The organism is Citrobacter sp. CK180, assembly GCF_030333655.1.
Lineage (GTDB): Bacteria > Pseudomonadota > Gammaproteobacteria > Enterobacterales > Enterobacteriaceae > Citrobacter_B > Citrobacter_B koseri.
In genome coordinates this window covers 62,839-86,630 of the sequence record NZ_JAOWFM010000052.1, presented here as the reverse complement: position 1 = coordinate 86,630, position 23,792 = coordinate 62,839, and the positions used below count along the sequence as shown (strand labels likewise).

At 53.7% G+C, this 23,792-nt stretch carries 24 protein-coding genes; 5 read left to right on the top strand and 19 right to left on the bottom strand.

The genetic code is table 11. The annotated features are described in order from the left end of the window. Window position 1: 1 nt before the first annotated feature. The 3 genes from speD to OGV50_RS14130 form a co-directional block, all read right to left on the bottom strand. The gene (speD, locus tag OGV50_RS14140) at window positions 2-796 is read right to left on the bottom strand and encodes an adenosylmethionine decarboxylase (RefSeq protein WP_012134037.1); all 795 of its coding nucleotides are present in this window, start codon (window positions 794-796) and stop codon (window positions 2-4) included. A gap of 15 nt (window positions 797-811) precedes the next feature. Continuing rightward, window positions 812-1,678: a polyamine aminopropyltransferase gene (gene speE, locus OGV50_RS14135; protein ID WP_012134036.1), complete on the bottom strand. Its 867-nt coding sequence runs from the start codon at window positions 1,676-1,678 to the stop codon at window positions 812-814. 118 nt (window positions 1,679-1,796) lie between these two features. After that, window positions 1,797-2,144, bottom strand: a complete 348-nt coding sequence (locus OGV50_RS14130) for a YacC family pilotin-like protein (RefSeq protein ID WP_012134034.1) — start codon at window positions 2,142-2,144, stop codon at window positions 1,797-1,799. 167 nt (window positions 2,145-2,311) lie between these two features. On the opposite strand from OGV50_RS14130, the gene cueO reads away from it, so the two are divergent. Then, window positions 2,312-3,877, top strand: coding sequence for a multicopper oxidase CueO (cueO, locus tag OGV50_RS14125; protein WP_200091434.1), 1,566 nt, complete (start codon window positions 2,312-2,314; stop codon window positions 3,875-3,877). A 203-nt stretch (window positions 3,878-4,080) separates the two neighbouring features. On the opposite strand, the gene OGV50_RS14120 is transcribed toward cueO, so the two are convergent. Then, entirely contained in the window at window positions 4,081-6,471 is a 2,391-nt protein-coding gene (locus tag OGV50_RS14120) for a glucose/quinate/shikimate family membrane-bound PQQ-dependent dehydrogenase (RefSeq protein WP_200031232.1), read from the bottom strand. A 205-nt stretch (window positions 6,472-6,676) separates the two neighbouring features. Here OGV50_RS14120 and hpt point away from each other — a divergent pair, with 205 nt between their 5' ends. After that, on the top strand, window positions 6,677-7,213 hold the full coding sequence (gene hpt, locus OGV50_RS14115) for a hypoxanthine phosphoribosyltransferase (protein WP_024130701.1): 537 nt from the start codon (window positions 6,677-6,679) through the stop codon (window positions 7,211-7,213). A gap of 86 nt (window positions 7,214-7,299) precedes the next feature. Here the strand turns inward: hpt and can are convergent, their stop codons facing one another. Then, complete coding sequence (gene can, locus OGV50_RS14110; RefSeq protein WP_012134030.1) at window positions 7,300-7,962, bottom strand: carbonate dehydratase; 663 nt, start codon at window positions 7,960-7,962, stop codon at window positions 7,300-7,302. 232 nt (window positions 7,963-8,194) lie between these two features. On the opposite strand from can, the gene OGV50_RS14105 reads away from it, so the two are divergent. From OGV50_RS14105 to OGV50_RS14095, 3 genes are all read left to right on the top strand, one after another. Then, window positions 8,195-9,121, top strand: a complete 927-nt coding sequence (locus tag OGV50_RS14105; RefSeq protein ID WP_012134029.1) for an ABC transporter ATP-binding protein — start codon at window positions 8,195-8,197, stop codon at window positions 9,119-9,121. Next, window positions 9,118-9,888, top strand: a complete 771-nt coding sequence (locus OGV50_RS14100; RefSeq protein ID WP_012134028.1) for an ABC transporter permease — start codon at window positions 9,118-9,120, stop codon at window positions 9,886-9,888. Before OGV50_RS14105 ends, OGV50_RS14100 begins: the two co-directional genes overlap by 4 nt. 103 nt (window positions 9,889-9,991) lie before the next feature. Beyond that, entirely contained in the window at window positions 9,992-10,432 is a 441-nt protein-coding gene (locus OGV50_RS14095) for a PTS sugar transporter subunit IIA (protein ID WP_012134027.1), read from the top strand. 55 nt (window positions 10,433-10,487) lie between these two features. On the opposite strand, the gene OGV50_RS14090 is transcribed toward OGV50_RS14095, so the two are convergent. From OGV50_RS14090 to dksA, 14 genes are all read right to left on the bottom strand, one after another. Next, on the bottom strand, window positions 10,488-11,603 hold the full coding sequence (locus tag OGV50_RS14090) for a fimbrial protein (RefSeq protein ID WP_080750331.1): 1,116 nt from the start codon (window positions 11,601-11,603) through the stop codon (window positions 10,488-10,490). A gap of 8 nt (window positions 11,604-11,611) precedes the next feature. Beyond that, window positions 11,612-12,220, bottom strand: a complete 609-nt coding sequence (locus tag OGV50_RS14085) for a fimbrial-like protein (protein ID WP_071257589.1) — start codon at window positions 12,218-12,220, stop codon at window positions 11,612-11,614. An 18-nt stretch (window positions 12,221-12,238) separates the two neighbouring features. Beyond that, the gene (locus tag OGV50_RS14080; protein ID WP_286488595.1) at window positions 12,239-12,805 is read right to left on the bottom strand and encodes a fimbrial protein; all 567 of its coding nucleotides are present in this window, start codon (window positions 12,803-12,805) and stop codon (window positions 12,239-12,241) included. A gap of 26 nt (window positions 12,806-12,831) precedes the next feature. Further along, window positions 12,832-13,464: a fimbrial protein gene (locus OGV50_RS14075; RefSeq protein ID WP_286488594.1), complete on the bottom strand. Its 633-nt coding sequence runs from the start codon at window positions 13,462-13,464 to the stop codon at window positions 12,832-12,834. A 27-nt stretch (window positions 13,465-13,491) separates the two neighbouring features. Continuing rightward, the gene (locus OGV50_RS14070) at window positions 13,492-16,092 is read right to left on the bottom strand and encodes an outer membrane usher protein (protein WP_286488593.1); all 2,601 of its coding nucleotides are present in this window, start codon (window positions 16,090-16,092) and stop codon (window positions 13,492-13,494) included. Between the two features lie 64 nt (window positions 16,093-16,156). Next, the gene (locus tag OGV50_RS14065) at window positions 16,157-16,900 is read right to left on the bottom strand and encodes a fimbrial chaperone (protein WP_049009322.1); all 744 of its coding nucleotides are present in this window, start codon (window positions 16,898-16,900) and stop codon (window positions 16,157-16,159) included. A gap of 80 nt (window positions 16,901-16,980) precedes the next feature. Continuing rightward, entirely contained in the window at window positions 16,981-17,571 is a 591-nt protein-coding gene (locus tag OGV50_RS14060; RefSeq protein ID WP_024130696.1) for a fimbrial protein, read from the bottom strand. 421 nt (window positions 17,572-17,992) lie between these two features. Further along, entirely contained in the window at window positions 17,993-18,373 is a 381-nt protein-coding gene (gene panD, locus OGV50_RS14055) for an aspartate 1-decarboxylase (RefSeq protein WP_012134019.1), read from the bottom strand. Window positions 18,374-18,465: 92 nt separating this feature from the next. Then, a complete protein-coding gene (gene panC, locus OGV50_RS14050) occupies window positions 18,466-19,320 on the bottom strand; it encodes a pantoate--beta-alanine ligase (RefSeq protein ID WP_024130695.1) in 855 nt (284 codons plus the stop codon). A gap of 118 nt (window positions 19,321-19,438) precedes the next feature. After that, window positions 19,439-20,230, bottom strand: coding sequence for a 3-methyl-2-oxobutanoate hydroxymethyltransferase (panB, locus tag OGV50_RS14045; protein ID WP_012134017.1), 792 nt, complete (start codon window positions 20,228-20,230; stop codon window positions 19,439-19,441). A 120-nt stretch (window positions 20,231-20,350) separates the two neighbouring features. Beyond that, a complete protein-coding gene (gene folK / locus OGV50_RS14040; protein ID WP_200091441.1) occupies window positions 20,351-20,830 on the bottom strand; it encodes a 2-amino-4-hydroxy-6-hydroxymethyldihydropteridine diphosphokinase in 480 nt (159 codons plus the stop codon). Next, the gene (gene pcnB, locus OGV50_RS14035; RefSeq protein WP_204267647.1) at window positions 20,827-22,224 is read right to left on the bottom strand and encodes a polynucleotide adenylyltransferase PcnB; all 1,398 of its coding nucleotides are present in this window, start codon (window positions 22,222-22,224) and stop codon (window positions 20,827-20,829) included. The genes folK and pcnB overlap by 4 nt, the downstream gene beginning before the upstream one ends. Before the next feature lie 69 nt (window positions 22,225-22,293). Beyond that, the gene (gene gluQRS / locus OGV50_RS14030) at window positions 22,294-23,190 is read right to left on the bottom strand and encodes a tRNA glutamyl-Q(34) synthetase GluQRS (RefSeq protein ID WP_012134014.1); all 897 of its coding nucleotides are present in this window, start codon (window positions 23,188-23,190) and stop codon (window positions 22,294-22,296) included. Window positions 23,191-23,335: 145 nt separating this feature from the next. Next, window positions 23,336-23,791 (bottom strand): RNA polymerase-binding protein DksA, encoded by a 456-nt coding sequence (dksA, locus tag OGV50_RS14025; RefSeq protein ID WP_001155232.1) that lies wholly within the window; start codon window positions 23,789-23,791, stop codon window positions 23,336-23,338. Window position 23,792: the final 1 nt, after the last annotated feature.

The following is a 23,792-nucleotide window of genomic DNA, read 5'->3' as shown; positions in this document are numbered from 1 at the left end:
CTTATACCGCAGGGATATTGCGGCCGTAGTAAATCTCGCGCATCTCTTTCCACAGCGCAGCGGTAATCTCTTTGCGCTCGGTTTCCGTCAGATCTTCCGGTTTAGTGTGGAACATGTAGTGCTTAAGATCGAACTCTTTAAGCAGCATCTTGGTATGGAAGATATTTTCCTGATACACGTTCACATCCACCATGTCATACAGCGACTTCATGTCGTCGGACATAAAGTTCTGAATGGAGTTAATCTCATGATCGATAAAGTGTTTCATGCCGTTGACGTCGCGGGTAAACCCACGCACGCGGTAGTCGATGGTGACGATATCGGACTCTAACTGGTGGATCAGGTAATTCAGCGCCTTCAGCGGGGAAATCACGCCGCAGGTCGAAACTTCAATGTCGGCGCGGAAGGTGCACAATCCGCCTTCCGGGTGGCTTTCCGGGTAGGTATGCACGCAGATATGGCTCTTATCCAGATGGGCGACGACGGCCTCGGGCAGCGGGCCGGGATGCTCTGTTTTGTCGATAAGCTGCGGGTCGACCGGCTCTTCGCTTACCAGAATAGTGACGCTGGCGCCCTGGGGTTCATAATCCTGGCGGGCGATATTCAGGATATTCGCGCCGATGATGGAGCACGTCTCTGACAGAATTTCCGTCAGGCGATTGGCGTTATAGAGTTCATCGATATAGGCAATGTAACCATCGCGCTCTTCGGCGGTTTTGGCGTAGCAGATATCGTAAATACAAAAACTCAGACTTTTGGTCAGATTATTAAAGCCATGCAGTTTCAGTTTTTTCAATTTCTTATCTTCTCCTTAGGACGACGGTGTTGCGAGCGCGTCTTGCAAATACTGAGGTAAGGCAAAAGCTGCCGTGTGAACAGACGGATTGTAGTAACGGCATTTCAGGCCGGAGGTATGGAAACGCGCCTGAATAATCTCGGTTGACAGGTGGCGCAGCGCGTCATTGTCCGTCGCCCACGCGAAGGTCATAATGCCGCCGTAGTAGGTCGGAATGGCTGCCTGGTAGAAGCTGACATCGCCAAAGTAATGGCTGAGCTTGCGGTGGCTGTCAATGGCTTCATCCTGTTGCAGGAAGCAGACGCCGTTCTGTGCGACAAAGATCCCGCCAGGATTCAGACAGCGCTTGCAACCTTCATAGAAGGTTGAGGTGAACAGACTCTCGCCGGGGCCGATCGGATCGGTACAGTCGGAGATGATCACATCAAAGGTCTGGCTGGTCTGATTCACGAAGTTAACGCCATCGTCGATCACCAGATTAAAACGCGGATCGTCATAGCTGCCTGCGTTGTGATTCGGCAGATACTGACGGCAGAAAGAGACCACGCCTGCGTCGATCTCCACCATCGTGATGGTTTCGACATTTTTATGCCGTGTCACTTCACGCAGCATTGCGCCGTCGCCGCCGCCGATGATCAGCACATGTTTCGCGTGGCCGTGTGCCAGCAGCGGAACGTGGGTCATCATCTCGTGATAGATAAACTCATCGCGCTCGGTGGTTTGCACCACGCCGTCCAGCGCCATTACGCGGCCAAACGCGGCGTTCTCGAAAATAATCAGATCCTGGTGATCGGTTTTCTCGTGATACAGCACGTTGTCCACGGCAAAGTACTGACCAAACTGGTCGTGTAGCGTTTCATGCCACTTCGTATTTTCGGCCATTGGCTGATACCTCCATTGTTAACACCCGTAAAAAATGGGCGCAACATAATAGCTAACAATGACCGATGATGCACGGTCATTATTTCAGCAATAAGGTATCCGTTGGGTATAACGCGAGTTATTTTACGTAGGCCAGCAAACTCAGGGAATCGCGCGCCAGCGCTTTGCATTTTTTGGCGACGGGAATACCGATGCCGCTCAGATCGCGGTAGCTGTCTTCACCGAGGGATTTCATGTCGAAGGAGTCGTAATTGCTGAGGTCCCACTGGTTTTGCTGAGCAAAAAAGACCAGTGCGCGACGAATCTGACCATTCGGGAGATTCTGGTAGCCGCAGTCATTTTTCAGAAAGACGAACACCGCCGTTAAATCTGCCATATCTTCGGCTTCGGATTCACTGAGCGCATAGCTGTTTGCGCATACGGCCATCAGGCTGCCGAACAACACTGTTCTGAAAAACGTCTTCATTGCTTCTACCACTGCATCACGGAAATTAAACGTTAGCACACTGCGGGCGAGGCGACGACATTTATTATTGTATCCGACGGGCGTCTGTGACTTGACCTTCCCGTAAGGGGAGGGTCTATGCTCAAAGGTCAGACTGCGTCCCGCCGGTTGAAAATAAGGAAGTGATTATGCAACGTCGTGATTTCTTAAAATATTCTGTGGCGCTTGGGGTCGCATCGGCACTGCCGTTGTGGAGCCGCGTCGTGTTTTCTGCGGAACGTCCCGCGTTACCCATTCCCGATCTTTTAACCGCCGACGCACGCAATCACATTTCGCTGATTGTCAAAGCCGGACAGTCGACCTTCGCGGGTAAAACGGCAACGACCTGGGGTTACAACGGCACGCTACTCGGGCCGGCGCTTAAGCTGCGCAAAGGTCAGCGTATTACCGTGGATATTCATAACCAGCTTGCCGAGGAGACGACGCTGCACTGGCATGGGCTGGAAGTTCCCGGCGAGGTGGACGGCGGCCCGCAGGGGGTGATTGCGGCGGGCGGCAAGCGCTCCGTCACCTTCACGCCTGAACAGCGTGCGGCAACCTGCTGGTTCCACCCTCATCAGCATGGGAAAACCGGTCGTCAGGTGGCGATGGGACTGGCGGGCCTGGTACTGATTGAAGATGAAGACATTGGCAAACTGCTCCTGCCAAAACAGTGGGGGATAGACGATGTGCCGGTGATTATTCAGGACAAACAGTTTTCCCCTGACGGACAAATCAATTATCAGCTGGATATGATGACCGCCGCCGTCGGGTGGTTTGGCGACACGCTGCTGACCAACGGGGCGATTTATCCGCAACATGCTGCGCCAAAAGGCTGGCTGCGTCTGCGCCTGCTGAATGGCTGCAACGCGCGTTCACTGAACATCGCCACCAGCGACAACCGCCCGCTGTATGTTATCGCCAGCGATGGCGGCCTGCTGGCGGAGCCGGTGAAGGTAAACGCACTGCCCATGTTAATGGGGGAGCGTTTCGAAGTGCTTATCGACATCAGCGACGGCAAAGCGTTTGAGTTGATGACGCTGCCCGTCAGCCAGATGGGGATGACGATCGCGCCGTTTGATAAACCGCACCCGGTTATGCATATCCAGCCGCTGGCGGTCACGGCCTCCGGCACCTTGCCGGATACGCTGACCACGATGCCTGCGTTGCCTTCTCTTGATGGCCTGACGCAGCGAAAACTGCAACTGTCGATGGACCCGATGCTCGACATGATGGGTATGCAGATGCTGATGCAAAAGTATGGCGACCGGGCGATGGCGGGAATGGATCATGGGCAGATGATGGGGCATATGAATCATAGCTCAATGAATCACGGCAATGGTGGACATATGAACCACGGCGGGAAGTTCGATTTCCACAATGCCAATAAGATCAACGGCCAGGCGTTTGATATGACGACACCGATGTTTGCCGCCGCCAAAGGGCAGTATGAGCGCTGGGTTATTTCCGGCGAAGGCGACATGATGCTGCATCCGTTCCATATTCATGGTACGCAGTTCCGCATCCTGTCGGAAAACGGCAGCGCCCCGGCGGCGCATCGCGCAGGCTGGAAGGATACGGTGCGGGTTGAAGGCGGGATCAGCGAGGTGCTGGTGAAGTTTGATCACGAGGCATCGCAAGAACATGCTTACATGGCGCACTGCCATCTGCTGGAGCATGAAGATACAGGCATGATGCTTGGCTTTACGGTATAAACATGCCGGATGGCGCTAGCGCTTATCCGGCCTACAGTCTCGGTTTTACGGTATAAACATGCCGGTTGGCGCTGGCGCTTATCCGGCCTACAGTCTCGGTTTTACGGTATAAACATGCCGGATGGCGCTGACGCTTATCCGGCCTACAGTAAAGTGAGCATCCTGTAGGCCGGATAAGGCGAAGCCGCCATCCGGCATAAACGTTACTGCGCGTCGTCAGGCAGAGCGTACGCGACAATATAGTCGCCCATCTTCGTCCCGAACGAACCGTGACCCCCGGCGGAAATCACGACATACTGCTTACCGTTGACTTCATACGTCATCGGCGTTGCCTGACCGCCTGCGGGCAGACGGCCTTCCCACAGTTTTTCACCATTGCTCATGTTGTAAGCGCGCAGGTAGTTATCTGCGGTCGCGGCAATAAACAGCACGTTGCCAGCGGTAGAGATTGGGCCGCCCAGCATTGGCATCCCCATATTGAACGGCACTTTAAACGGCATCGGGAACGGCATGCTGTCCTGCGGCGTACCAATACGTTTTTTCCAGACAACTTCGTTGGTTTTCAGATCCAGCGCGGAGATGTAACCCCAGGCAGGCTGTTTACACGGTAGACCAAACGGCGACAGGAACGGGTTCAGCGTCACGCCATACGGTACGCCATACTGCGGCTGAATACCCGATTCCGAACCGGTGCCTTTGGCATCTTCCGGCGGCTCCATCGGATTACCCGGGCCGCGTGGGATCAGTTTAGAGACAAACGGCAACGCCATCGGGTTGGCAATCGCCACCTGACGGTTCGGGTCGACGGAAATGCCGCCCCATTCGAACATACCGAGGTTACCCGGGAAGACCAGCGTGCCTTTTTCTGATGGTGGGGTAAAGATCCCTTCATAACGCATCTGATGGAACATCACGCGGCACACCAGTTGATCGAACATGGTGGCGCCCCACATATCCGCACCGGTCAGGTCTTTCGTCGGACGGAAGCTCAAATCAGAGAACGGCTGCGTTTTGGTGACGTAATCCCCTTTGGCCGCGCCCTGCGGTACCGGTTTTTCCGGGGCAGGCACCACAAGCTGACCATTGCGACGGTCCAGCACGAAAATATTACCGGTTTTTGCCGGGGCGTAGATGACCGGAACGGTTTGCCCTTTCACGGTGATATCCGCCAGCGTCGGCTGGGACGGCATATCCATATCCCACAGATCGTGATGAACGGTCTGATAGCTCCAGGCCAGTTTACCGGTCGTTGCATTGAGCGCCAGGATCGAGCTGGCATAGCGCTCCTGCTCTGGCGTACGGTTGCCGCCCCAGATATCCGGGGTGGTGACGCCCATCGGTAGATAGACCAGATCCAGCTTCGCGTCATACGCGGCTGGCGCCCAGGAGTTTGGCGAGTTTGGCGTGAAGTGGTGCTCATCCGACGGGATCGCGTTCGGGTCTTTCGCACCGGGATCGAATGCCCACAGCAGTTTACCGCTGTTCACGTCAAAGCCGCGAATAACCCCGGACGGCTCGCGGGTAGAGAAGTTATCGGTGACGGCGCCTGCAATGACGATCACCTTGTCGGTCACGACCGGCGGTGATGTGGGTTCATACATGCCCGGCGTAGTGACCGGCATATTGGTTTGCAGGTTCAGAATGCCGTTGTTGGCAAAGGATTCGCACAGCTTGCCGTTGTCCGCGTTGAGGGCGAAAACACGGCCATCGTTCACCGGCAGAATAATGCGACGCGGGCAGTCTGAAACGACATCCGGCGAGGCGTTATCGGCCGTGGCTTCATGATAGGAGACGCCACGGCAGGTAACATGCTGGAAGCTGGGATCGGTATTGAGCTGCGGGTCGAAATGCCATTTCTCTTTCCCGCTCGTCGCGTCCAGCGCAAACAGACGCTGGTGGGCGGTACACAGATACAGCGTATCGCCGACTTTAATCGGGGTCACTTCGTTGGTGATTTCACCCGGATCGTTCGGCTGCTTCAGATCGCCGGTACGGAACACCCACGCTTCTTTCAGGTTGTGGACGTTATCAGCAGTGATCTGCTTCAGCGGGGAGTAGCGCTGCCCTTCCTGATTGCGGCCATAGGCAGGCCAGTCCTGGTCCGCAACCGGAGAGATCGGTTCGGCAGGCACCGCGTCCGCGCTTAGCGTACCGTTGATCTCTTGCGGGTCGTTGAAGCCAGCCCAGGTGAGGATGCCGCCGCTTATCAGCAGGGCAACCACCAGTGCGCTGACAGCGCCGCTGGAAGGGACGCTCAGGCGATGCCAGACAAACGGTAAAATCAGCCAGATGCCGAAGAAGACCAGAATGTCGCTACGCGGGGTTAGCGCCCAGAAGTCGAAGCCGACTTCCCACACGCCCCAGATCATGGTGGCGAGGAGCAGGGCGGCATATAGCCACAGCGCGGAACGCTTGCTGCGCCATAATAGCCCGGCGACGCCAAGCATGACGATGCCCGCAATCGGGTAGTACCAGGAGCCGCCGATGGCGACCAGCCAGCCGCCGCCGATCAGCAGATACAGCCCGCAGAGTGCAGCGAAGAGGGCTGTCAGCGTCACGAGAAGCCGTGGCGCTTTTGCGTTGTTATTTGCCATAAAAAGATACCATCTCAATTTGTTAATTTTTTAGTAGCAATTAATTATAGGATTTAACAAGTGTGATCGTCATCACAAAATGAGCTTTATTAACAGATGCCGCGAATAAATACTTTTGCTGGTATACTGCGTGCCTTGCGCTTCGATGCTGTCTTATCAAGAGCAGGCATGAAGTGATTTGTTTTTAAATCATATGGTTAGAGATATGAAACATACTGTAGAAGTAATGATCCCCGAAGCGGAGATCAAAGCGCGCATTGCCGAACTGGGTCGTCAGATTACTGAACGTTATAAAGACAGCGGCAGTGACATGGTGCTGGTAGGTCTGCTGCGTGGCTCATTTATGTTTATGGCGGATCTGTGCCGCGAGGTACAGGTGTCTCATGAAGTCGATTTTATGACCGCCTCCAGCTACGGTAGCGGCATGTCCACCACTCGCGATGTGAAAATTCTCAAGGATCTGGATGAAGATATCCGTGGCAAGGACGTGCTGATTGTCGAAGATATTATCGATTCCGGGAATACGCTGTCGAAAGTGCGGGAAATCCTGAGCCTGCGTGAGCCAAAGTCTCTGGCGATTTGTACGCTGCTGGATAAGCCGTCTCGCCGTGAGGTTGACGTCCCGGTTGAGTTTATCGGTTTCTCGATCCCGGATGAGTTCGTTGTGGGTTACGGCATCGACTATGCTCAGCGTTATCGCCATCTGCCGTATGTTGGTAAAGTGGTGCTGCTGGACGAGTAAGAACGTTGTGCCGGATGGCGCTACAGGTGCTATGTCCGTAGAAATGTAGGCCGGGTAAGGCGTAGCCGCCACCCGGCAATACACGTTTACTTGTGGTTAATATGCTTTTTGCTGAGGTTTGAAACCCCCCGACGATAGCGCTGTTCCAGCGTTTCACGGTTGGTCGCCGTGACTTCCAGATCGCGCAGCAGGCCGTCGTGAATACCGTAGGCCCAGCCGTGAATCGTCACTTTCTGACCGCGTTTCCACGCGGACTGCATGATGGTTGAGTGGCCCAGGTTATATACCTGTTCCATCACGTTCAGCTCGCACAGGGTATCGATTCGACGCTCCTGCGGCATTTCTCCGAGTAATGAGCTATGTTTGAACCAGATATCGCGAATGTGCAGCAACCAGTTGTTAATTAACCCCAGTTCCGGGTTTTCAACAGCCGCCTGGACGCCGCCACAACCGTAGTGACCACAAATAATAATGTGTTCAACTTCCAGTACATCGACGGCATACTGCACCACGGAGAGGCAGTTGAGATCGGTGTGAATGACCAGGTTGGCAACATTGCGGTGAACAAATAATTCGCCCGGCTCAAGGCCGGTTAAACGTTCTGCGGGAACGCGGCTGTCGGAACATCCAATCCATAGAAAGCGCGGTTTCTGCGCTTGCGCCAGTTTCTCAAAAAATCCGGGATCCTCTTCCACCAGCATTTTTGACCATAGTGCATTGTTGCTGATGAGTGTATCTATGTCTTTCATGGAGGTTAACGACCTGTAACCAAATAAGTGCGTTGGGCTAATATAGGGCAACTCCGGGATTATTTAAACCATATACTCGTCATTCTTCACGTTGCAGGTGCGTTGGCTTCCTCGCTCACCCCGGTCACTTACTGGTGTAAGCTTCCGGGGATTCACTGCGTTGCCGCCTTCCTGCAACTCGAATTATTTAGAGTGTAAATAAAGTGTAAGAACGTAAGGTAAGTAAAAATTCATGACCATTGCACTGGAACTTCAGCAACTTAAAAAAACGTATCCGGGCGGCGTTCAGGCGCTCCGTGGGATCGATTTGCAGGTTGAAGCGGGTGATTTTTATGCGCTTCTGGGGCCAAACGGGGCGGGGAAATCAACCACCATTGGCATTATCAGCTCGCTGGTTAACAAAACCTCCGGGCGCGTCTGCGTCTTTGGTTACGACCTTGAAAAAGATGTGGTCAACGCCAAACGCCAGCTTGGCCTGGTGCCGCAGGAATTTAACTTCAACCCGTTTGAAACCGTCCAGCAGATCGTCGTCAATCAGGCGGGGTACTACGGCGTTGAGCGTAAAGAAGCCGTTGCGCGCAGCGAAAAGTACCTGAAACAACTCGATCTGTGGGAAAAACGTAACGAACGCGCGCGTATGCTCTCCGGCGGGATGAAGCGTCGTTTGATGATCGCCCGGGCGCTGATGCATGAGCCGAAACTGTTGATTCTGGATGAACCCACCGCAGGGGTGGATATTGAACTTCGCCGCTCAATGTGGGGCTTTTTGAAGGATTTAAACGACAAAGGCACCACGATTATCCTGACGACGCACTATCTTGAAGAAGCGGAAATGCTGTGTCGCAACATCGGTATCATTCAGCACGGCGCGCTGGTGGAAAACACCTCGATGAAAAATCTGCTCTCTAAGCTGAAATCCGAGACGTTTATTCTCGATCTGGCGGCGAAAAGCCCGCTGCCGAGGCTGGAAGGCTATCAGTACCGTCTGGTGGATACCTCGACGCTGGAGGTCGAAGTATTGCGGGAACAGGGCATCAATAGCGTCTTTTCGCAACTGAGCAGCCAGGGTGTTCAGGTTCTCAGTATGCGTAACAAGGCAAACCGCCTGGAAGAACTGTTTGTCTCTCTGGTGCATGATAAAAAAGGAGATCGCGGATGATGCAGCTGTATTGGGTTGCGCTGAAAAGCATCTGGGCGAAAGAGATTAACCGCTTTATGCGTATCTGGGTGCAGACGCTGGTGCCGCCGGTCATCACCATGACGCTCTATTTTATTATCTTCGGTAATCTGATTGGCTCACGCATTGGCGAGATGCACGGTTTTAGCTATATGCAGTTTATCGTGCCGGGCTTAATCATGATGGCGGTGATCACCAACGCGTATGCCAATGTGGCCTCATCCTTCTTTAGCGCCAAATTCCAGCGCAACATTGAAGAACTGCTGGTGGCGCCTGTCCCGACGCACGTCATTATCGTCGGATATATTGGCGGCGGCGTGGCGCGCGGGCTGTGCGTAGGGGTTCTGGTTACGGTGATTTCGCTGTTCTTTGTGCCGTTCCAGGTACACTCCTGGGTGTTCGTGGCGTTAACGCTGGTGCTGACGGCGGTGCTGTTTTCGCTGGCGGGGCTGCTGAACTCGGTCTTTGCGAAAACCTTTGATGATATCAGCCTGATCCCGACGTTCGTGCTGACGCCGCTCACCTACCTGGGTGGGGTGTTTTATTCCCTGACGCTGCTACCGCCGTTCTGGCAAGGATTGTCGCATCTGAACCCGATTGTCTACATGATCAGCGGCTTCCGCTATGGTTTCCTGGGCATTCACGACGTACCGCTGGTCACTACGTTCGGCGTGCTGGCCGTGTTTATCCTGGCGTTTTACCTGCTGTGCTGGTACTTAATTCAGCGCGGACGCGGCTTGCGCACGTAATGTTTTTCCTCTCCTCCGCCGGGGGGAGAGGCAGACTTTGACGTTTATCACCCTTACTCATTTATCACACTGATAAACTACTTGCTTGCTAAGGAGGTAGGCTATGTTGGGTTGGGTGATTACCTGTCATGACGATCGCGCGCAGGAGCTACAGGATCGTCTGGAAGAAAAACATGGCCCGCTGGCGCAGTGCCGGGCGGTGAACTTCTGGCGCGGCCTGAGTACTAATATGCTCAGCCGTATGATGTGTGAAGCATTACACCAGGCGGATTCCGGCGATGGGGTGATCTTTTTAACGGACACGTCCGGCGCCGCGCCTTATCGTGTGGCGTCGCTGATGAGCCATAAACATTCCGGCTGCGAAGTGATTGCCGGTGTGACGTATTCATTGCTTGAGGAAATGCTTGCCGCGCGGGAATCCATGAGCAGCGCGGCGTTCCGTGACACCATTGTTTCCCTCGGCGCGCCCGATGTCACCAGTCTCTGGCATCAACAGCAAAAAAATCCGCCTTTTGTGCTGAAGCATGATTTGTACGCGTACTGACGGTCAATTCGTGGAAGCGATGATGCGGCTGACAGGCAGTCAGCCGCAGGGAACGTTATTCGTAGCTGAGGGTGAAAGTACCGACGGTTTCAAAAGTGCCGGCTTTAATTGTACCGATTTTGATTAACTGCCCGGTGAAATCCAGACCAATAGATTCATGATACCACTCACGATTTCCGCTGTAGGTGATACCGACACGCTCCGAACCGTCTACCTTCATTGTTTGTGTGTTGTTATTGATAATGGAACGAATTTTTACGCCCACGCCCTCGGCGCTCCCTGAAGAGTTGGTGAGAATCGTATTGTCTGCGCCATGATTGCCGGTCAGGGTGACGGTAACGGTCGTCAATGAGCAGCGGAATAAGTTAAACGTAAACGGCTTTTCTACCGACTCGCCCGTTTTTTCGAAATCGGAACGGTAAAAGTCGCCAAAATCCACGTCCCGATCGTATTCGTCATTATTTATCCCCATTCCCTGGCAGGTCGGCTCCATGACGGAAAACGCCATCGATGCTCCACTCATCATAAGGTCGAGATCGTTTTGCCCGGCATCTCCTATGTGCAGAGTACCGATTTTCCCTGGCAGCGCGTTCCCGTCCGTCTGACCATTTCGGGGGTGGTAGTCTGGCGTCTGATACATCGTAACGAAGATATCCCAGTTGCGTGTTGCGCTAGGCCCTGTCCAGGGGGCATCGCCATGGCTTGGGAAGGTTGACGTTCCTCCGGGCAGCGGCAGGTTTAAATCCAGATCGTTAGTGTTGTTGCCGTTGTGGCAGTTCCCGATACACCTCACGGAATAGGTGTAAACAATGCCGGGAATCGAGGTTTTGAGCAGCCCGGTAGGGCCATCTGACCCCTGAGTGGTATATTGATCCCACAAATTGGCGTCGGTAGGGCCGGTCAACGTTACGGCATTGCTCCCATTACCTCCGCATGTGATGGGCGCCGCTCCCTGGAATAAAGGGAAATCACCCTCCATAGACTGAGGGTTCATAATGATGAGCGGCGTATCGATGCCTCCGATGGGGCCGATGAGCGTTCTGGCAGTCCAGAAAGCAGGTATACTGGCCTGCTGTGTCGTAAAATGACATGCGGTGTCTGCTAACGCTTGCCTGGCGAAAATGGAGAGCACGCAAAATAATAGCGGCAGTAAATAGCGTAATTTCATCATAAATCCCTTTACTGATAGGTTACATTGACCACCACATTGCTGGTCACCAGTCCGTTGCCGACATCGCCCGTGTTCTGGTAGCGGGCGTAAAACACATAATCTGCTGGAAAGAGCGGTGCCGCTTGCTCGCTAAGGTCATACGCTACGTCGGAACTGCCATCGCTATTCAATACGTTCGTGTGGTGTGTGGCGGAAAAAACAACCACACCGACATTTCTGGCCTGATCGCTGACCGCGTTATTGATAAATACCTGGCTGTTGTCGGGGTTTATACCGAATTGCGGTTCAAATCGAAAATGAAGCTGCTGGCTTCCTTCGCTTCCTGCTGGCGGCACGTCGCAGTTGACAACCTGAATGGTAAACGTTGTACCGCCAGCGTCCGTTTCCGGCCGCAGGCGATCGCTGTTGTCCGTATTGTAAAACCAACTGCGCGTGACGGTTGGCAACTCGACATTACCGCCATTTTCCAGGCTTACTTGGCAGGTATTGGCCAGAATCTTCGCCTTAAAATTGACGTCCATTCCGCTGTCGTCAGCCTGACTGACGACAGGCCACAGTCCTGCCAGGCCCACCAGCAGGGCGAAAGTAAATCGCATAAAAAATAGTGTCTGTCGCATAGTTGCCCGCTGGCTACATTACTGGTAGGTGACTAAAAAGGTGATAAGCGACGTCGCTTCACCTGTTGTGATATCAGCGGCTGTTTTACCATTCGCAACGACCCAGCGAGCCACCAGAGGATAGGTGTAGCTTTGGTTCATATTCTTCGAACCAAACGAATGCGTCAGTACATTCGAAGGGTTGCCCGTCTGGCAGGCTAACTGGGTGCCTGAGTCTGCGGCGGTTTCCCAGATCTCAACGGCGGTATTCGTGGCGCCTGTTGTCGCGTAGGAGTCGCCGGAACAGGTATTGCCCGCCCCTGGCTGAGCCGCCACGGTTGTGGTTAACACGCCCGCGCATTCGGTCAGTGCGATATTAAAGGATTCGGTACGCGTACCGACTTCGTTCTTATACAGATCGCCGAAGTCAATCGTGCTGATCGGGCCATCAGCATCCGTCACTTGGGTGTTACAGGTGCCGGGGAGGATCTCAGTGGTAAAGATAGCCTGCAACTGATTGGTGCCTGTCACCGGGGCGGCGTGGGTCAGGCCGCTGAATAATCCACCAGCTACCGCCAGCGCGAGAAAAAGAGAATTAGATTTCATTATGATGCTCCGTTATATCGCAGGAATTATTCATAGCTAAAGTTAAAGGTTGCTGTTGCCTGGAAGGCGCCAACCGCCGGGGTTGTACCGGAGATCCTTGTCGTCACCAGACGCGCCACAAGGTCGACCTGTTTGCTGTCTATTTCAGCAGGACTCCATTTAATCACCTCGGCATCGTTATCTGAGGTCTCCGTTTCGTTGGCAAAAATAGCAAAATAGCTGGTTGGTGCACTGACACGAGAGAATTTCAGGCCAACCCCGGTGGGGCCTGTCTCACCCGTACCGGGGAGGAGGATGGTTTTCGGCGTACCGCTGTCGTAACCGGAGGTCGTGCCGCTGATGGAGGCTTTAATTCCGGTTACGGATTCCGGGCAGTTTTTAATTTTCAGGGCGAATTGCGCCATCGTTGGCCCTGACGCTGTCTCGCTGGTCTGGTATTTAATGATATCGCCCAGCGACACTTTGCCGTCGGCGCCGATGATGATGGTGGAGCTACTGTCCGAGTCATTAATCGTCATATCACAGGTTGTGTCCCGGATATTGGCTCGGAAGGTAATGTCGATGCTGTCGCCGTTGTCTGCATGAACGGATGAACACACCGCCAGCGCTAACATAGCGACAGGTAAACTGCGGAGATATTTATTACTTTTTAAAGTCATTAAGGGAACTCCCTGTAGAAAAATAACTTATTGCATATGACAGAGTTGATTGTTCAGGATTGTGGTTAATCCTGCCTTTTGTGCGCTGTCGGTAATGTGATAATTCACCGTACAGGCGCTACCTGCTTCTTTACCCCAGACAACTCGCAGGGTGCCCTGATCTTCTACGCCGCGCACATAAGCCTGCCCGGCCTGACCGACGGCGCCGACCAGCTCGCCTTTATCGGTCAGGACGTCTGCGCCGAGTGGAATAAAGCCTTTATCGTTGCGTAGAAGTTCAAGGATGAGAGAACGACCTTCGTCGGTTTCGAAGTTGACCAGCACCACGGCGCCATCACGCGGGACGATGGTTTCACTGGTGTTTTTGACCTCGACGTCGGCGTCCAGAGAACTGATATTCAGCCCAACGCGGTTCTCACGGTAAGCCGAGGCATACGGCATAATCGCGTATCCTGAACGACCTATTTCACCTTTGCCGTAACCGAGCTGCGCGCCTTTTGCGCCGCTGGCATGAACCAGAATGATGGGGCCGGTGTCACTTAACGTTCCTGGCGCCATCGTCAGGCCGCCAGTGTGAACCACCATGCCGCCGCTATAGTTGGCGGAATATTGTTTGCTGCTGTCATCGCTAAAAGAGGTAGAGACTGACAGGGGGCCATACGGACTGCTCCACGAGCCGTAACCGCTGATCTGATTCAAATCGCCATAATCACCGGTATTGCTTGCCGTACTGATGGAGTAGTTAATCTTACCGTCTTCAGTATTACCGCTGGCGGTGTTGTTAAAGTTGGCGCTGCCTTCCATATCCGTACGCGCGCTCATATTGACGTTGTTAAAACCGGCAATATTTTTACGTTCACTGGAGAACGTGCTTAACGGAATGCTGACGTTGAGATAAACGCTGTCATCTTTTTCGCCATCTTCATCATAGGTACGCTGGAGCGAGATGCTGTAGCTGCCATAGCGGAAGTCATTGCTGTAACCTGCGCTGTAGTTTGAGGTGGAACCACTCTCATTCCAGTAGTCTTCCCAGGTGCCGGTGACATAGAGCGAGCCGTAGTTTTCACCATTGAACGCCAGCGGTTGACTGACGCTAATCTGAAACTGGTTTTTCATACGCTGATAGTCAGAATAGAGTTCGTCGCTGGACTCATATGACTGATTCTTATAGCTGCCGTATTTCACGTCGTCGTGTAGCGCGGCGGCGTTCCGTAAGCTGAGGTAGTCCTCCGTCGAGAAACGGTATGCCGCCACATTGAATGAGGTGTCGGTGGTTTCGATGACTTTGCTGTACGTCAGGCGATAGCTTTGGCCGGTCAGCGTTCCCAGCTCGTCAATTTGTGCATGTGACTGCGTGACGTCTAACGCGAAGGCGCCGATCGCGGTGTTCATCGCCACGCCAAGCAAACCGGCGTAAAAATCCATGTCGCTGTACTGCACGCCCGCGTAGCCGGTAAAGGTGTTGTTGAGACCGTAATACCAGGTGGCGTAACCAATGTTCGGTCTGTCATGCAGCGAATCGTCGTTCAGTTCGCCCGCACCAAACTCCCAGCGTGAGGTTCCCGGACGCATCATCTGCGTAACCGAGGAAAAAGGAACCGTGAAGGTTCTCTTGCTGCCGTCAGACTCTTCTACAGTCACCTGTAGATCGTTACCGTAGCCGGTGGTGCTGAGATCGCTCAGTTCAAACGGGCCTGGCGGTACGGTGGTTTCATAAATTTTGCTGCCGCTTTGCATGACGGTGACTTTGGCGTTGCTGTTGGCGACGCCACGAATGACCGGTGAGTAGTTGGTACGGCCTTCCGGGCGCATGCGATCGTCGCTGTACAGGCGCATCCCGCGCAGGCTGACGGAGTCGAAGGTATCGCCGTTGGTGTAGGTTTCGCCCGCCACAACCTGCGCGGTTAACGCCGGAATGTCGCGCTGGAGATAAATGTCCTGGCTGGAGTAATCCGAACCGTTGTCTTTATCCCAGTTGTAGGTGCCACGGGAGCGCAGCCGCCATGCGCCCAAATTCAGCCCATATTGCAGACCGGCATAAGCCGTGTCGGAATTATTGCCATCGCTTTCGCTATGCCAGGCGTTGAGGTTGTACGACAGCAACGCCGCCGGAATACCTGCATCCCATAATGATGGATCGACATATCCCGCCGGGCGCTTGAGAACGTAAAGCTGCGGCATCGTCAATTCCAGGGTAAGTTTTGAGGTATCGAAATTCACCGACGAGTGGGGATAATATTTTTTGATATCAATACAGGTTGTATCATCGTCGGAAATAGTATTCCCCAGCACGCTACTATCAACGCCCGCTTGTTTCAGCAACAATGCGGTAATACACGGCGTGGCGCGTGGCGTTCCGTTATCTTTAAATTCGATGTTTTGCGTCGATTTATTTTCACCGTTCAGGCTTATTTTCGCCCGGTAGGTTCCCGGTAATATTGGATTACCCTGAGCATAACGGCTTACATCGACTGCACTCCCCATATTCAGCAGGAATTGATCGTTAAACTCTACCATTTCCTCTGAGTCGGGAGCAGAGGACTGTGCAGGCGTATTTCCCGTCGCATGAACAGAGAACGGCAATGCCGCACTAATGGCGAGACATAATAGAGATCGTCGAAAAATCATAACAAGTCCAGTCGATTAAAGCGGGTTGCCGTTATATAAGAAGAAAAAATATATTTTTAATTTATTAATTAACGTTGGCGGTGAGTTTTTCCGTTCCGCCAAAATCATTGATAGCGATATACACCACTTCTCCGCTGGCGTTATTCGTTAATCCTTTAACCGTCATGGTTTCGCTGGAGAACGGCTTAATCGACTTACTGTCAATTTCATACTCTTTGGCGCCGACCTTAAACGTTGCGCTGGAGAGTGAAACGTTATAGGGCGAGTCGTTACGGCCAACTAAAGACAGGGTGTTGCCCTGGCGCGTTTGCGACCATTTAACCTGCTTCATCGCCTCACCTGGGGTGCCTTTTAAGCCGTCCGGGCGGAAAAATAGCTTAATACGGGTACGGAAAGCGAGTTGCAGTTGGTTCTGGCTTTCGCCGTCTTTCGCCGTTGCTTTTTTGGGGATTTCCAGCACGTTAAACCAGAATAAGGATTCCCGATCCTGCGGCAGCGGCTGCTGTAAATATGTCACACGCACAGACTGGCCTTTCCCTGGATCGATGCGTGAAATGGGCGGGGTAATGACAAAAGGCAGTTTTAATTCCTGCGGGTTAACGTTCGGGCTCCCGTCATCCAGCCAGATCTGAAGTAACAGCGGGTTTTTGCCTCGGTTATCCAGGTTCACAATCACATCTTTCATGGATTGTTGATATACGATGCGTGTGCCGGAGATAACCACGTCGGCGCATGCCTGAAAAGAGGCGATGCCGATCATGGCGGCGGTGAGGGTTTTTAATCCGGTTTTTAACGTCAGGCTGAACATAATGCTACCCACTCCCTGTTGGATGTAACGAAAACATCCTCTGGCTTAAGCCAGAGGATGAAGAACAACAGTCCTGTTGCTTATTGGTAGTTCATGGTGAAGGCAACCTGTGCCTGCACGGAACCGCTGGTTACGCCAGTAGCCGGACCCATATAAGCGACGGTGTAGTTCAGTTCGCCTTTGCCATCAGTCAGCGTGGTTGACTGAGTGTTGTTAGGATGATCGATTTTGATCAGATCGGTCTTCGTGTTGCCATCGTTGTGCAGAACCAGGCTTACGTTGGTTGCTGAACCTTGCAGGCCAGTTGGTGGAACCAGCGCGCCTTCGTTGTTTGCGGAAGAACCGCCCCAGGAATCAAACTGCGCATCAGCAGACTGCAACTCAGTATCCGCACAGGAAATAGACAGCGCGAACTTAGCCTGGCCCAGGGTGCTGTTAACGTCGGCAGCAGTACCTGGGGTGAAGTCTTCTACTGACACGGTCGGCAGAGTGACGTTGAAGTCTTTAGTTGTCTGGGAGCTCAGTGGATCATCTTTCAGCGTGATGTTACAGGTATTCGGGGTGACCAGACCGTGGAAGGTGATGGTGCCACGATCCGCGTCTGCTGCGAATGCTGAACTGGAAATAGTTGCCAGAACTGCCGCAGCTAATGCGTATTTTTTCAATGCCATTTTGATAAACATCCGTATTAGATAATAAGTGTACTTTACGTTTTTAGAAAAAGTACTTCGTCTGTTAAGCGTAAAGACCGGCCGGGGAATTACATTAACTTTGCGGAGTATAGGAAAATATTTATTGATAATTGTAATTATCTTTACTTAAATGGTGTTTAAGTAAACTTAACTGATGGTTATTTCGTTGAAAGGTAAGTGTTTTTATTTTTGGTTATTCACCTGATGAATTTGTGAGGAAAAGAATTTAATGATATAAATAAATATAACGATGGATTGTTGAACGTTTGTTTAAATTTTCTGATAACGCCTCAACTAATATTATTAGTTGTCCTGATAAGAAAGGCCGGAATTATTTAAAATAAAAGGAGCTGAAGTTTTTCGGCTCCTTTTATTAATATAATAATATATTTGGGAAATATCAGGCAACCTGTACCGGGATCGCTTTCGCGGTGCGCTTCATTTCATTATCGCCTTCAAAATAGGCGACGTTGGGCTGCCAGCGACGCGCTTCTTCGTCTGACATGGTAACGAAACTTGCGATGATCACGATATCGCCCACCGCAGCACAGTGCGCCGCAGCGCCGTTCACGGAGATGATTCTGGAACCACGTTCGGCGGCAATCGCATAGGTTGAGAAGCGCTTGCCGTTAGTCACGTTCCAGATATCAATGGCTTCGTTTTCAAGAATACCGGCTGCGTCCAGAAAATCCTGATCAATGGCGCAGGAACCTTCGTAGTGCAGGTCCGCCTGAGTCACTTTCACGCGGTGGAGTTTGCCCTGCAACATAGTGCGAATCATAACTTCTACCTTTAAATCTTAGCGATAACGAAGCAGGCGTCGCCTGCTTTGAGGAAATTCTCAGGCAGTATTGCCTGATTTTTAACCCCTGTCTACTGGGTTAATGTAACGGACTGATTGTCGATCAGGCGAGCCTGACCCAGCCATGCCGCCATCAGGATCACCGCGCGTTTGCTGCTATCGGTGAGTTCCAGCAGCGTGTCCGCGTCGCGAATCTGAATGTCATCGGCGCGGAAGCCTTTTTCATTCAGCTCCTGCTCGGCGACGGCGATCATCTCTTCCAGATCGCGATTACCCGCCAGCAATTTCTCGGCGACGCTGTTCATCACCTTATTTAAGCCGGGAGCAATTTTGCGCTGTTCGGCGGTCAGGTAACCGTTACGCGAACTCAGCGCTAAACCATCTTTGGCGCGAATAATCGGTACGCCGACGATCTCGATGTCGTAGCCCATATCGGCCACCATCTTGCGGATTAAAGCCAGTTGCTGGAAGTCCTTTTCGCCAAAGCAGGCGATGTCCGGCTGGACGAGATTGAAGAGTTTGCTGACGATGGTGGAAACACCACGGAAATGACCCGGACGGCTGGCGCCTTCCAGCATGGTGGACAGCCCAGGAACATCAACGTAAGTCTGGCCGTCGGTGCCTTGCGGGTAAATTTCCGCTGGCGCCGGCGCGAACACGAAATCCACTTTGCGTTTGTTCAGCTTTTCGCAATCTTCCTGCAACGTTCGTGGGTAGCGTACCAGATCGTCCGGGCGGTCAAACTGCATTGGGTTCACGAAAATACTGACCACCACGACGTCAGCGCGCGCTTTCGCTTCCTCTACCAGTTTCATATGACCATCGTGCAGGTTGCCCATCGTTGGCACCAGCGCAATGCGTTTACCGTCCTGGCGCAGGCGGCGAATATGCTGTCGCAGCAGCGGCAGGGTTTCAATAATTAGCACAACAAGACTCCTTAAGTTGCCTGATGGACCGTGGTTTGTAGGCCTGATAAGCGTAGCGCCATCAGGCATTTTGCCGGATAGCGACGCAGGGCGTTTTATCCGGCCTACAAGCACCCCATTAATGGAAGCTGTGTTCTTCGCCCGGATAGACGCTGGACTCAACCTCGGCAATATACTGCCGCACGGCGGCGCGCATGTCGCCTGCTTCCGCCAGGAAATTTTTAGCAAATTTCGGAATGTGGCCGCCGGTAATGCCGAAGGCGTCGTGCATCACCAGGATCTGACCGTCGGTTACGTTGCCTGCGCCAATGCCGATGACCGGAATGGAGAGCGCTTCGGTGACGCGTTTAGCAAGCTCAACCGGTACGCATTCCAGCACCAGCAACTGCGCGCCTGCCGCTTCCAGCGCCAGCGCATCATCCAGCAGTACCTGCCCCGCATCGCCGCGCCCCTGGATCTTATAGCCGCCAAAGATATTGACGGACTGCGGCGTCAGGCCCAGATGGCCGCACACCGGCACCGCGCGTTCGGTGAGCATTTTTACCGTATCGACCAGCCAGGCGCCGCCTTCGATTTTGACCATATTCGCCCCTGCGCGCATCACCACGGCGGCGTTTTCAAACGCCTGCTCCGGGGTGGCATAGGCCATAAACGGCAGGTCGGAGAGCAGGAGACAGTTAGGCGCGCCACGGCGCACCGCACGCGTGTGGTAAGCGATATCTTCTACGGTAACAGGCAGGGTGGAATCGTGTCCCTGAACCGTCATGCCCAGCGAGTCGCCTACCAGCATCACGTTGATACCCTCGTCAGCGAAGAGTCTGGCAAAGCTGTAATCGTAGGCGGTGATAGTCGCGAAGCGCTTTTTCTCTTGCTTACATTTTTGCAGCAAGGCGATAGTCGTCGGTTTCATAACGTTTCCTGATGGTGGAGGTCATATTAACCGGCATTTTAACAGCAGCATTGATGGGGGCAATGGATTTAAGCAATCGATTAACCCGAAAGCAGTAAACGCTAAAGAGGGGCGGGCAATTTACCAGTGGGCAGGTTTCTCTGCTGCGAGGCGCGTGAGGTAATGATGCAGCGTGACGCCGTCCGGGAACACCAGGTCGGAGGCGATTTCAAAGAGCGGCCACAGCATAAAACCGCGATTTTTCATGTCGTAGTGCGGTATCGTCAGGCGGGGCGTGTTTATTACGTCATCACCAAACAGCATGATGTCGAGATCGAGCGTGCGCGGCCCCCAGCGTTCGGCTTTGCGAACGCGGCCCTGTTGTAACTCGATACGCTGCGTGTGGTTGAGCAGTTCTTCCGGCGCCAGTTGGGTTTCCAGCGCAACGGCGGCGTTCAGGTAGTCGGGTTGATCCTGCGGGCCTAGCGGGGGAGTACGGTAAAACGAGGAAACGGCAACAATGCGGCTGTCCGGGATGTCGCCGATAGCCTTCACGGCAGCATTAACCTGCTCCAGCGGAGAGGCTAAGTTGCTGCCGAGCGCGATATAGGCAACCGTCACGCGGTTCCCTCGCGGCGTGGCGCGCGTTTGCGCGGACGACGATGGCGGCGGCGCGGCGCGGGGTCTTCATCCAGTTCATTCAGCATGCCTTTCTGATCGGGCGGCGCTGAAACCTGGAACTCGCCCCACCACTGCGCCAGACGTTGCAGTTCAGCGTTGTTTTCCACCTCGGCGCGCAACGCCAGCAGATCGTATGCGGCGCGGAATTTCGGGTGCTCCAGCAGCTTCCAGGCGCGTTTGCCCTGGCGGCGGGACATCCGCAACTGGAGTTGCCAGATATCACGGGTTAACGTGGTGAGGCGTTTCGGGATCGCCAGCGAACGGCACGCTTCGTCCAGCACCTCGTTCATAGCCAGCGCAAAGGCGTCGTAATAGGCCAGGCCGCTCTCCTGAGCGATTTTCTGCGCCATTTCCAGAAGCGGATACCAGAACATGGCGGCAAACAAGAACGCCGGGTTAACGCGCATGTCGTTATGAATGCGGTTATCGGTATTTTTCAGCACCTGCGCAATGATGCGCTCCATCGCGCTGTCGCCGTTTTCGGTGAAATAACGCGTAATGGTGGGGAACAGGGGCTGGAACAGGCTGTATTCACGCAGCTTTTTGTAGGTTTCGAAACCATATCCCGCTTGCAGAAGCTTCAGGGACTCTTCAAACAGACGCGCGGGCGGAATATCGTTGAGTAAGGTCGCCAGGCGCGGAATCGGCTCTGCGGTTTCCGGGCTGATGCGCATATCGAGTTTTGCGGCGAAACGGACTGCACGCAGCATTCGCACCGGATCTTCGCGGTAACGCGTTTCAGGGTTGCCGATCAGGCGAATCACGCCGTCTTTCAGATCCTGCATACCGCCGACGTAATCGCGCACGGTGAAATCCGCCACGCTGTAATAGAGGCTGTTAATGGTGAAGTCGCGACGCTGGGCGTCTTCTTCAATGGAGCCGAAGATGTTATCGCGCAGCAGCATGCCGTTTTGCCCGCGCTGGGAGGTGGCGCGGTCGCTGTCGTTGCCTTCATGGTGACCACGAAATGTCGCCACTTCGATAATTTCCGGGCCGAACATGACGTGCGCCAGACGGAAACGGCGACCCACCAGACGACAGTTACGGAACAACTTCCGCACCTGATCCGGCGTTGCATTGGTGGTGACATCGAAATCTTTCGGTTTTTTGCCGAGCAGAAGATCGCGTACGCCGCCGCCAACCAGCCAGGCCTCATATCCCGCTTTATTGAGCCTGTACATTACTTTCAGAGCATTTTCACTGATATCTTTGCGGGAAATAGCGTGCTGCTCACGCGGGATTACCGTCATATGTGGACGGGCGACGGCAAGCTCGGCCTCGCTCTCCTCGCGGTTTAGCACCTTGCGGCAAAAATTAGCGACTCGGGTAAAAATAGTGCACCTCGGTAGTGTCAAACATCAATCAGGACAAGTTACTGCGTAAAAATAGCGGCTAATCATAGCTCAGCAAGACGCATTTGAGAATGCTGGATTTACACTTGCCGATTCCGGCACCGTCGTAAGCGTCCAGTTATCCACCGCATACTGCAATAATTCGTCGGTATGCATATCCTGCCATTGCGCCGTGGCGTTCTGGCCCAGAAAGCGCAGCGCGGCAATGAGTACGGGGCGTGGATCGCCCTCCGGCAAGGCTGGGGCATGATTCTGTTTGGAAAGTTTAGCGCCTTGTTCGTTGAGCGCCAACGGCAGATGAATATAGTCCGGCGCGCGCCAGCCGAACTGCTGGTACAACGAAATTTGCCGTACCGTGGGTTCGATTAAATCCGCGCCGCGCACGATTTCCGTGACGCCCTGAAAATGATCGTCCACGACCACCGCCAGGTTATAGGCGAACAGACCATCGCGGCGATGAATAATAAAATCCTCGCGCGCCAGCAGCGGGTCGGCCTGGATATCGCCGCGCAGCACGTCATGAAATTGCATCACCGGGCTGAACTGTTTAATCCGCACGGCGGCATTTTCCGGCCCATGCTGCAAGGTTCGGCAATGGCCGTCGTAAACGCCGCCGATGCGTTGAATACGCGCGCGCGGGCAGGTGCAGTAGTAGCTTAAATTCTGCTGGCGCAGCCAGGCGAGCGCGTCGCGGTAGGCGTCATGGCGTTGGGACTGCCACAATATATCGCCATCCCAGTGCAGGCCATAATGTTCCAGCTGACGCAGAATTGTCTCTGCGGCACCGGGAACTTCACGAGGGGGATCGATATCTTCAATGCGTACTCGCCAGATCCCATGCTGAGAGCGGGCTCGCAGGTAACTACCGAGGGCGGCGATCAGTGAACCAAAGTGCAGCTCGCCAGAGGGGGACGGGGCGAAGCGGCCAATATAGTGTGCGTTGGTCATACCGGTGGACAATATAAAAGAATAAGGCGGGAGATAACCCCGCCCGGATTTTGCCGGATGGCGGCGCAAACCCTTCATCCGGCCTATGAATTGTTGCCAGGCAGGATAAGCGTAGCGCCATCCGGCGTTCTACGGTCTGACGGGATTAGCCCGCCATTTGTTTTTCGCGGATCTCAGCCAGCGTTTTGCAGTCGATGCACAGATCGGCTGTTGGACGCGCTTCCAGACGGCGAATACCAATTTCGACACCGCAGGATTCGCAGTAGCCAAAATCTTCGTCTTCCACTTTCTTCAGCGTTTTCTCGATCTTTTTGATCAGTTTGCGCTCACGGTCGCGGTTACGCAGCTCAAGGCTAAATTCTTCTTCCTGCGCGGCACGGTCAACCGGATCAGGGAAGTTAGCCGCTTCGTCCTGCATATGAGTCACAGTGCGATCGACTTCATCCCTGAGTTGATTACGCCATGCTTCAAGAATACGCTTGAAGTGCGACAGCTGGGCTTCGTTCATATACTCTTCGCCCGGTTTCTCCTGGTACGGCTCCACCCCAGCGATGGCGAGAATACTCAGGGACGATGTTTTACGGTTTTGCCCTTCTTGCATG

Excerpts from the sequence above, each read along its gene's own strand:
- speE (WP_012134036.1), bottom strand. The coding sequence starts at position 1,678 with ATGGCCGAAAATACGAAGTGGCATGAAACGCTACACGACCAGTTTGGT.
- OGV50_RS14130 (WP_012134034.1), bottom strand. The coding sequence starts at position 2,144 with ATGAAGACGTTTTTCAGAACAGTGTTGTTCGGCAGCCTGATGGCCGTA.
- cueO (WP_200091434.1), top strand. The coding sequence starts at position 2,312 with ATGCAACGTCGTGATTTCTTAAAATATTCTGTGGCGCTTGGGGTCGCA.
- OGV50_RS14120 (WP_200031232.1), bottom strand. The coding sequence starts at position 6,471 with ATGGCAAATAACAACGCAAAAGCGCCACGGCTTCTCGTGACGCTGACA.
- hpt (WP_024130701.1), top strand. The coding sequence starts at position 6,677 with ATGAAACATACTGTAGAAGTAATGATCCCCGAAGCGGAGATCAAAGCG.
- can (WP_012134030.1), bottom strand. The coding sequence starts at position 7,962 with ATGAAAGACATAGATACACTCATCAGCAACAATGCACTATGGTCAAAA.
- OGV50_RS14105 (WP_012134029.1), top strand. The coding sequence starts at position 8,195 with ATGACCATTGCACTGGAACTTCAGCAACTTAAAAAAACGTATCCGGGC.
- OGV50_RS14100 (WP_012134028.1), top strand. The coding sequence starts at position 9,118 with ATGATGCAGCTGTATTGGGTTGCGCTGAAAAGCATCTGGGCGAAAGAG.
- OGV50_RS14095 (WP_012134027.1), top strand. The coding sequence starts at position 9,992 with ATGTTGGGTTGGGTGATTACCTGTCATGACGATCGCGCGCAGGAGCTA.
- OGV50_RS14090 (WP_080750331.1), bottom strand. The coding sequence starts at position 11,603 with ATGATGAAATTACGCTATTTACTGCCGCTATTATTTTGCGTGCTCTCC.
- OGV50_RS14085 (WP_071257589.1), bottom strand. The coding sequence starts at position 12,220 with ATGCGACAGACACTATTTTTTATGCGATTTACTTTCGCCCTGCTGGTG.
- OGV50_RS14080 (WP_286488595.1), bottom strand. The coding sequence starts at position 12,805 with ATGAAATCTAATTCTCTTTTTCTCGCGCTGGCGGTAGCTGGTGGATTA.
- OGV50_RS14075 (WP_286488594.1), bottom strand. The coding sequence starts at position 13,464 with ATGACTTTAAAAAGTAATAAATATCTCCGCAGTTTACCTGTCGCTATG.
- OGV50_RS14070 (WP_286488593.1), bottom strand. The coding sequence starts at position 16,092 with ATGATTTTTCGACGATCTCTATTATGTCTCGCCATTAGTGCGGCATTG.
- OGV50_RS14065 (WP_049009322.1), bottom strand. The coding sequence starts at position 16,900 with ATGTTCAGCCTGACGTTAAAAACCGGATTAAAAACCCTCACCGCCGCC.
- OGV50_RS14060 (WP_024130696.1), bottom strand. The coding sequence starts at position 17,571 with ATGGCATTGAAAAAATACGCATTAGCTGCGGCAGTTCTGGCAACTATT.
- panD (WP_012134019.1), bottom strand. The coding sequence starts at position 18,373 with ATGATTCGCACTATGTTGCAGGGCAAACTCCACCGCGTGAAAGTGACT.
- panB (WP_012134017.1), bottom strand. The coding sequence starts at position 20,230 with ATGAAACCGACGACTATCGCCTTGCTGCAAAAATGTAAGCAAGAGAAA.
- gluQRS (WP_012134014.1), bottom strand. The coding sequence starts at position 23,190 with ATGACCAACGCACACTATATTGGCCGCTTCGCCCCGTCCCCCTCTGGC.
- dksA (WP_001155232.1), bottom strand. The coding sequence starts at position 23,791 with ATGCAAGAAGGGCAAAACCGTAAAACATCGTCCCTGAGTATTCTCGCC.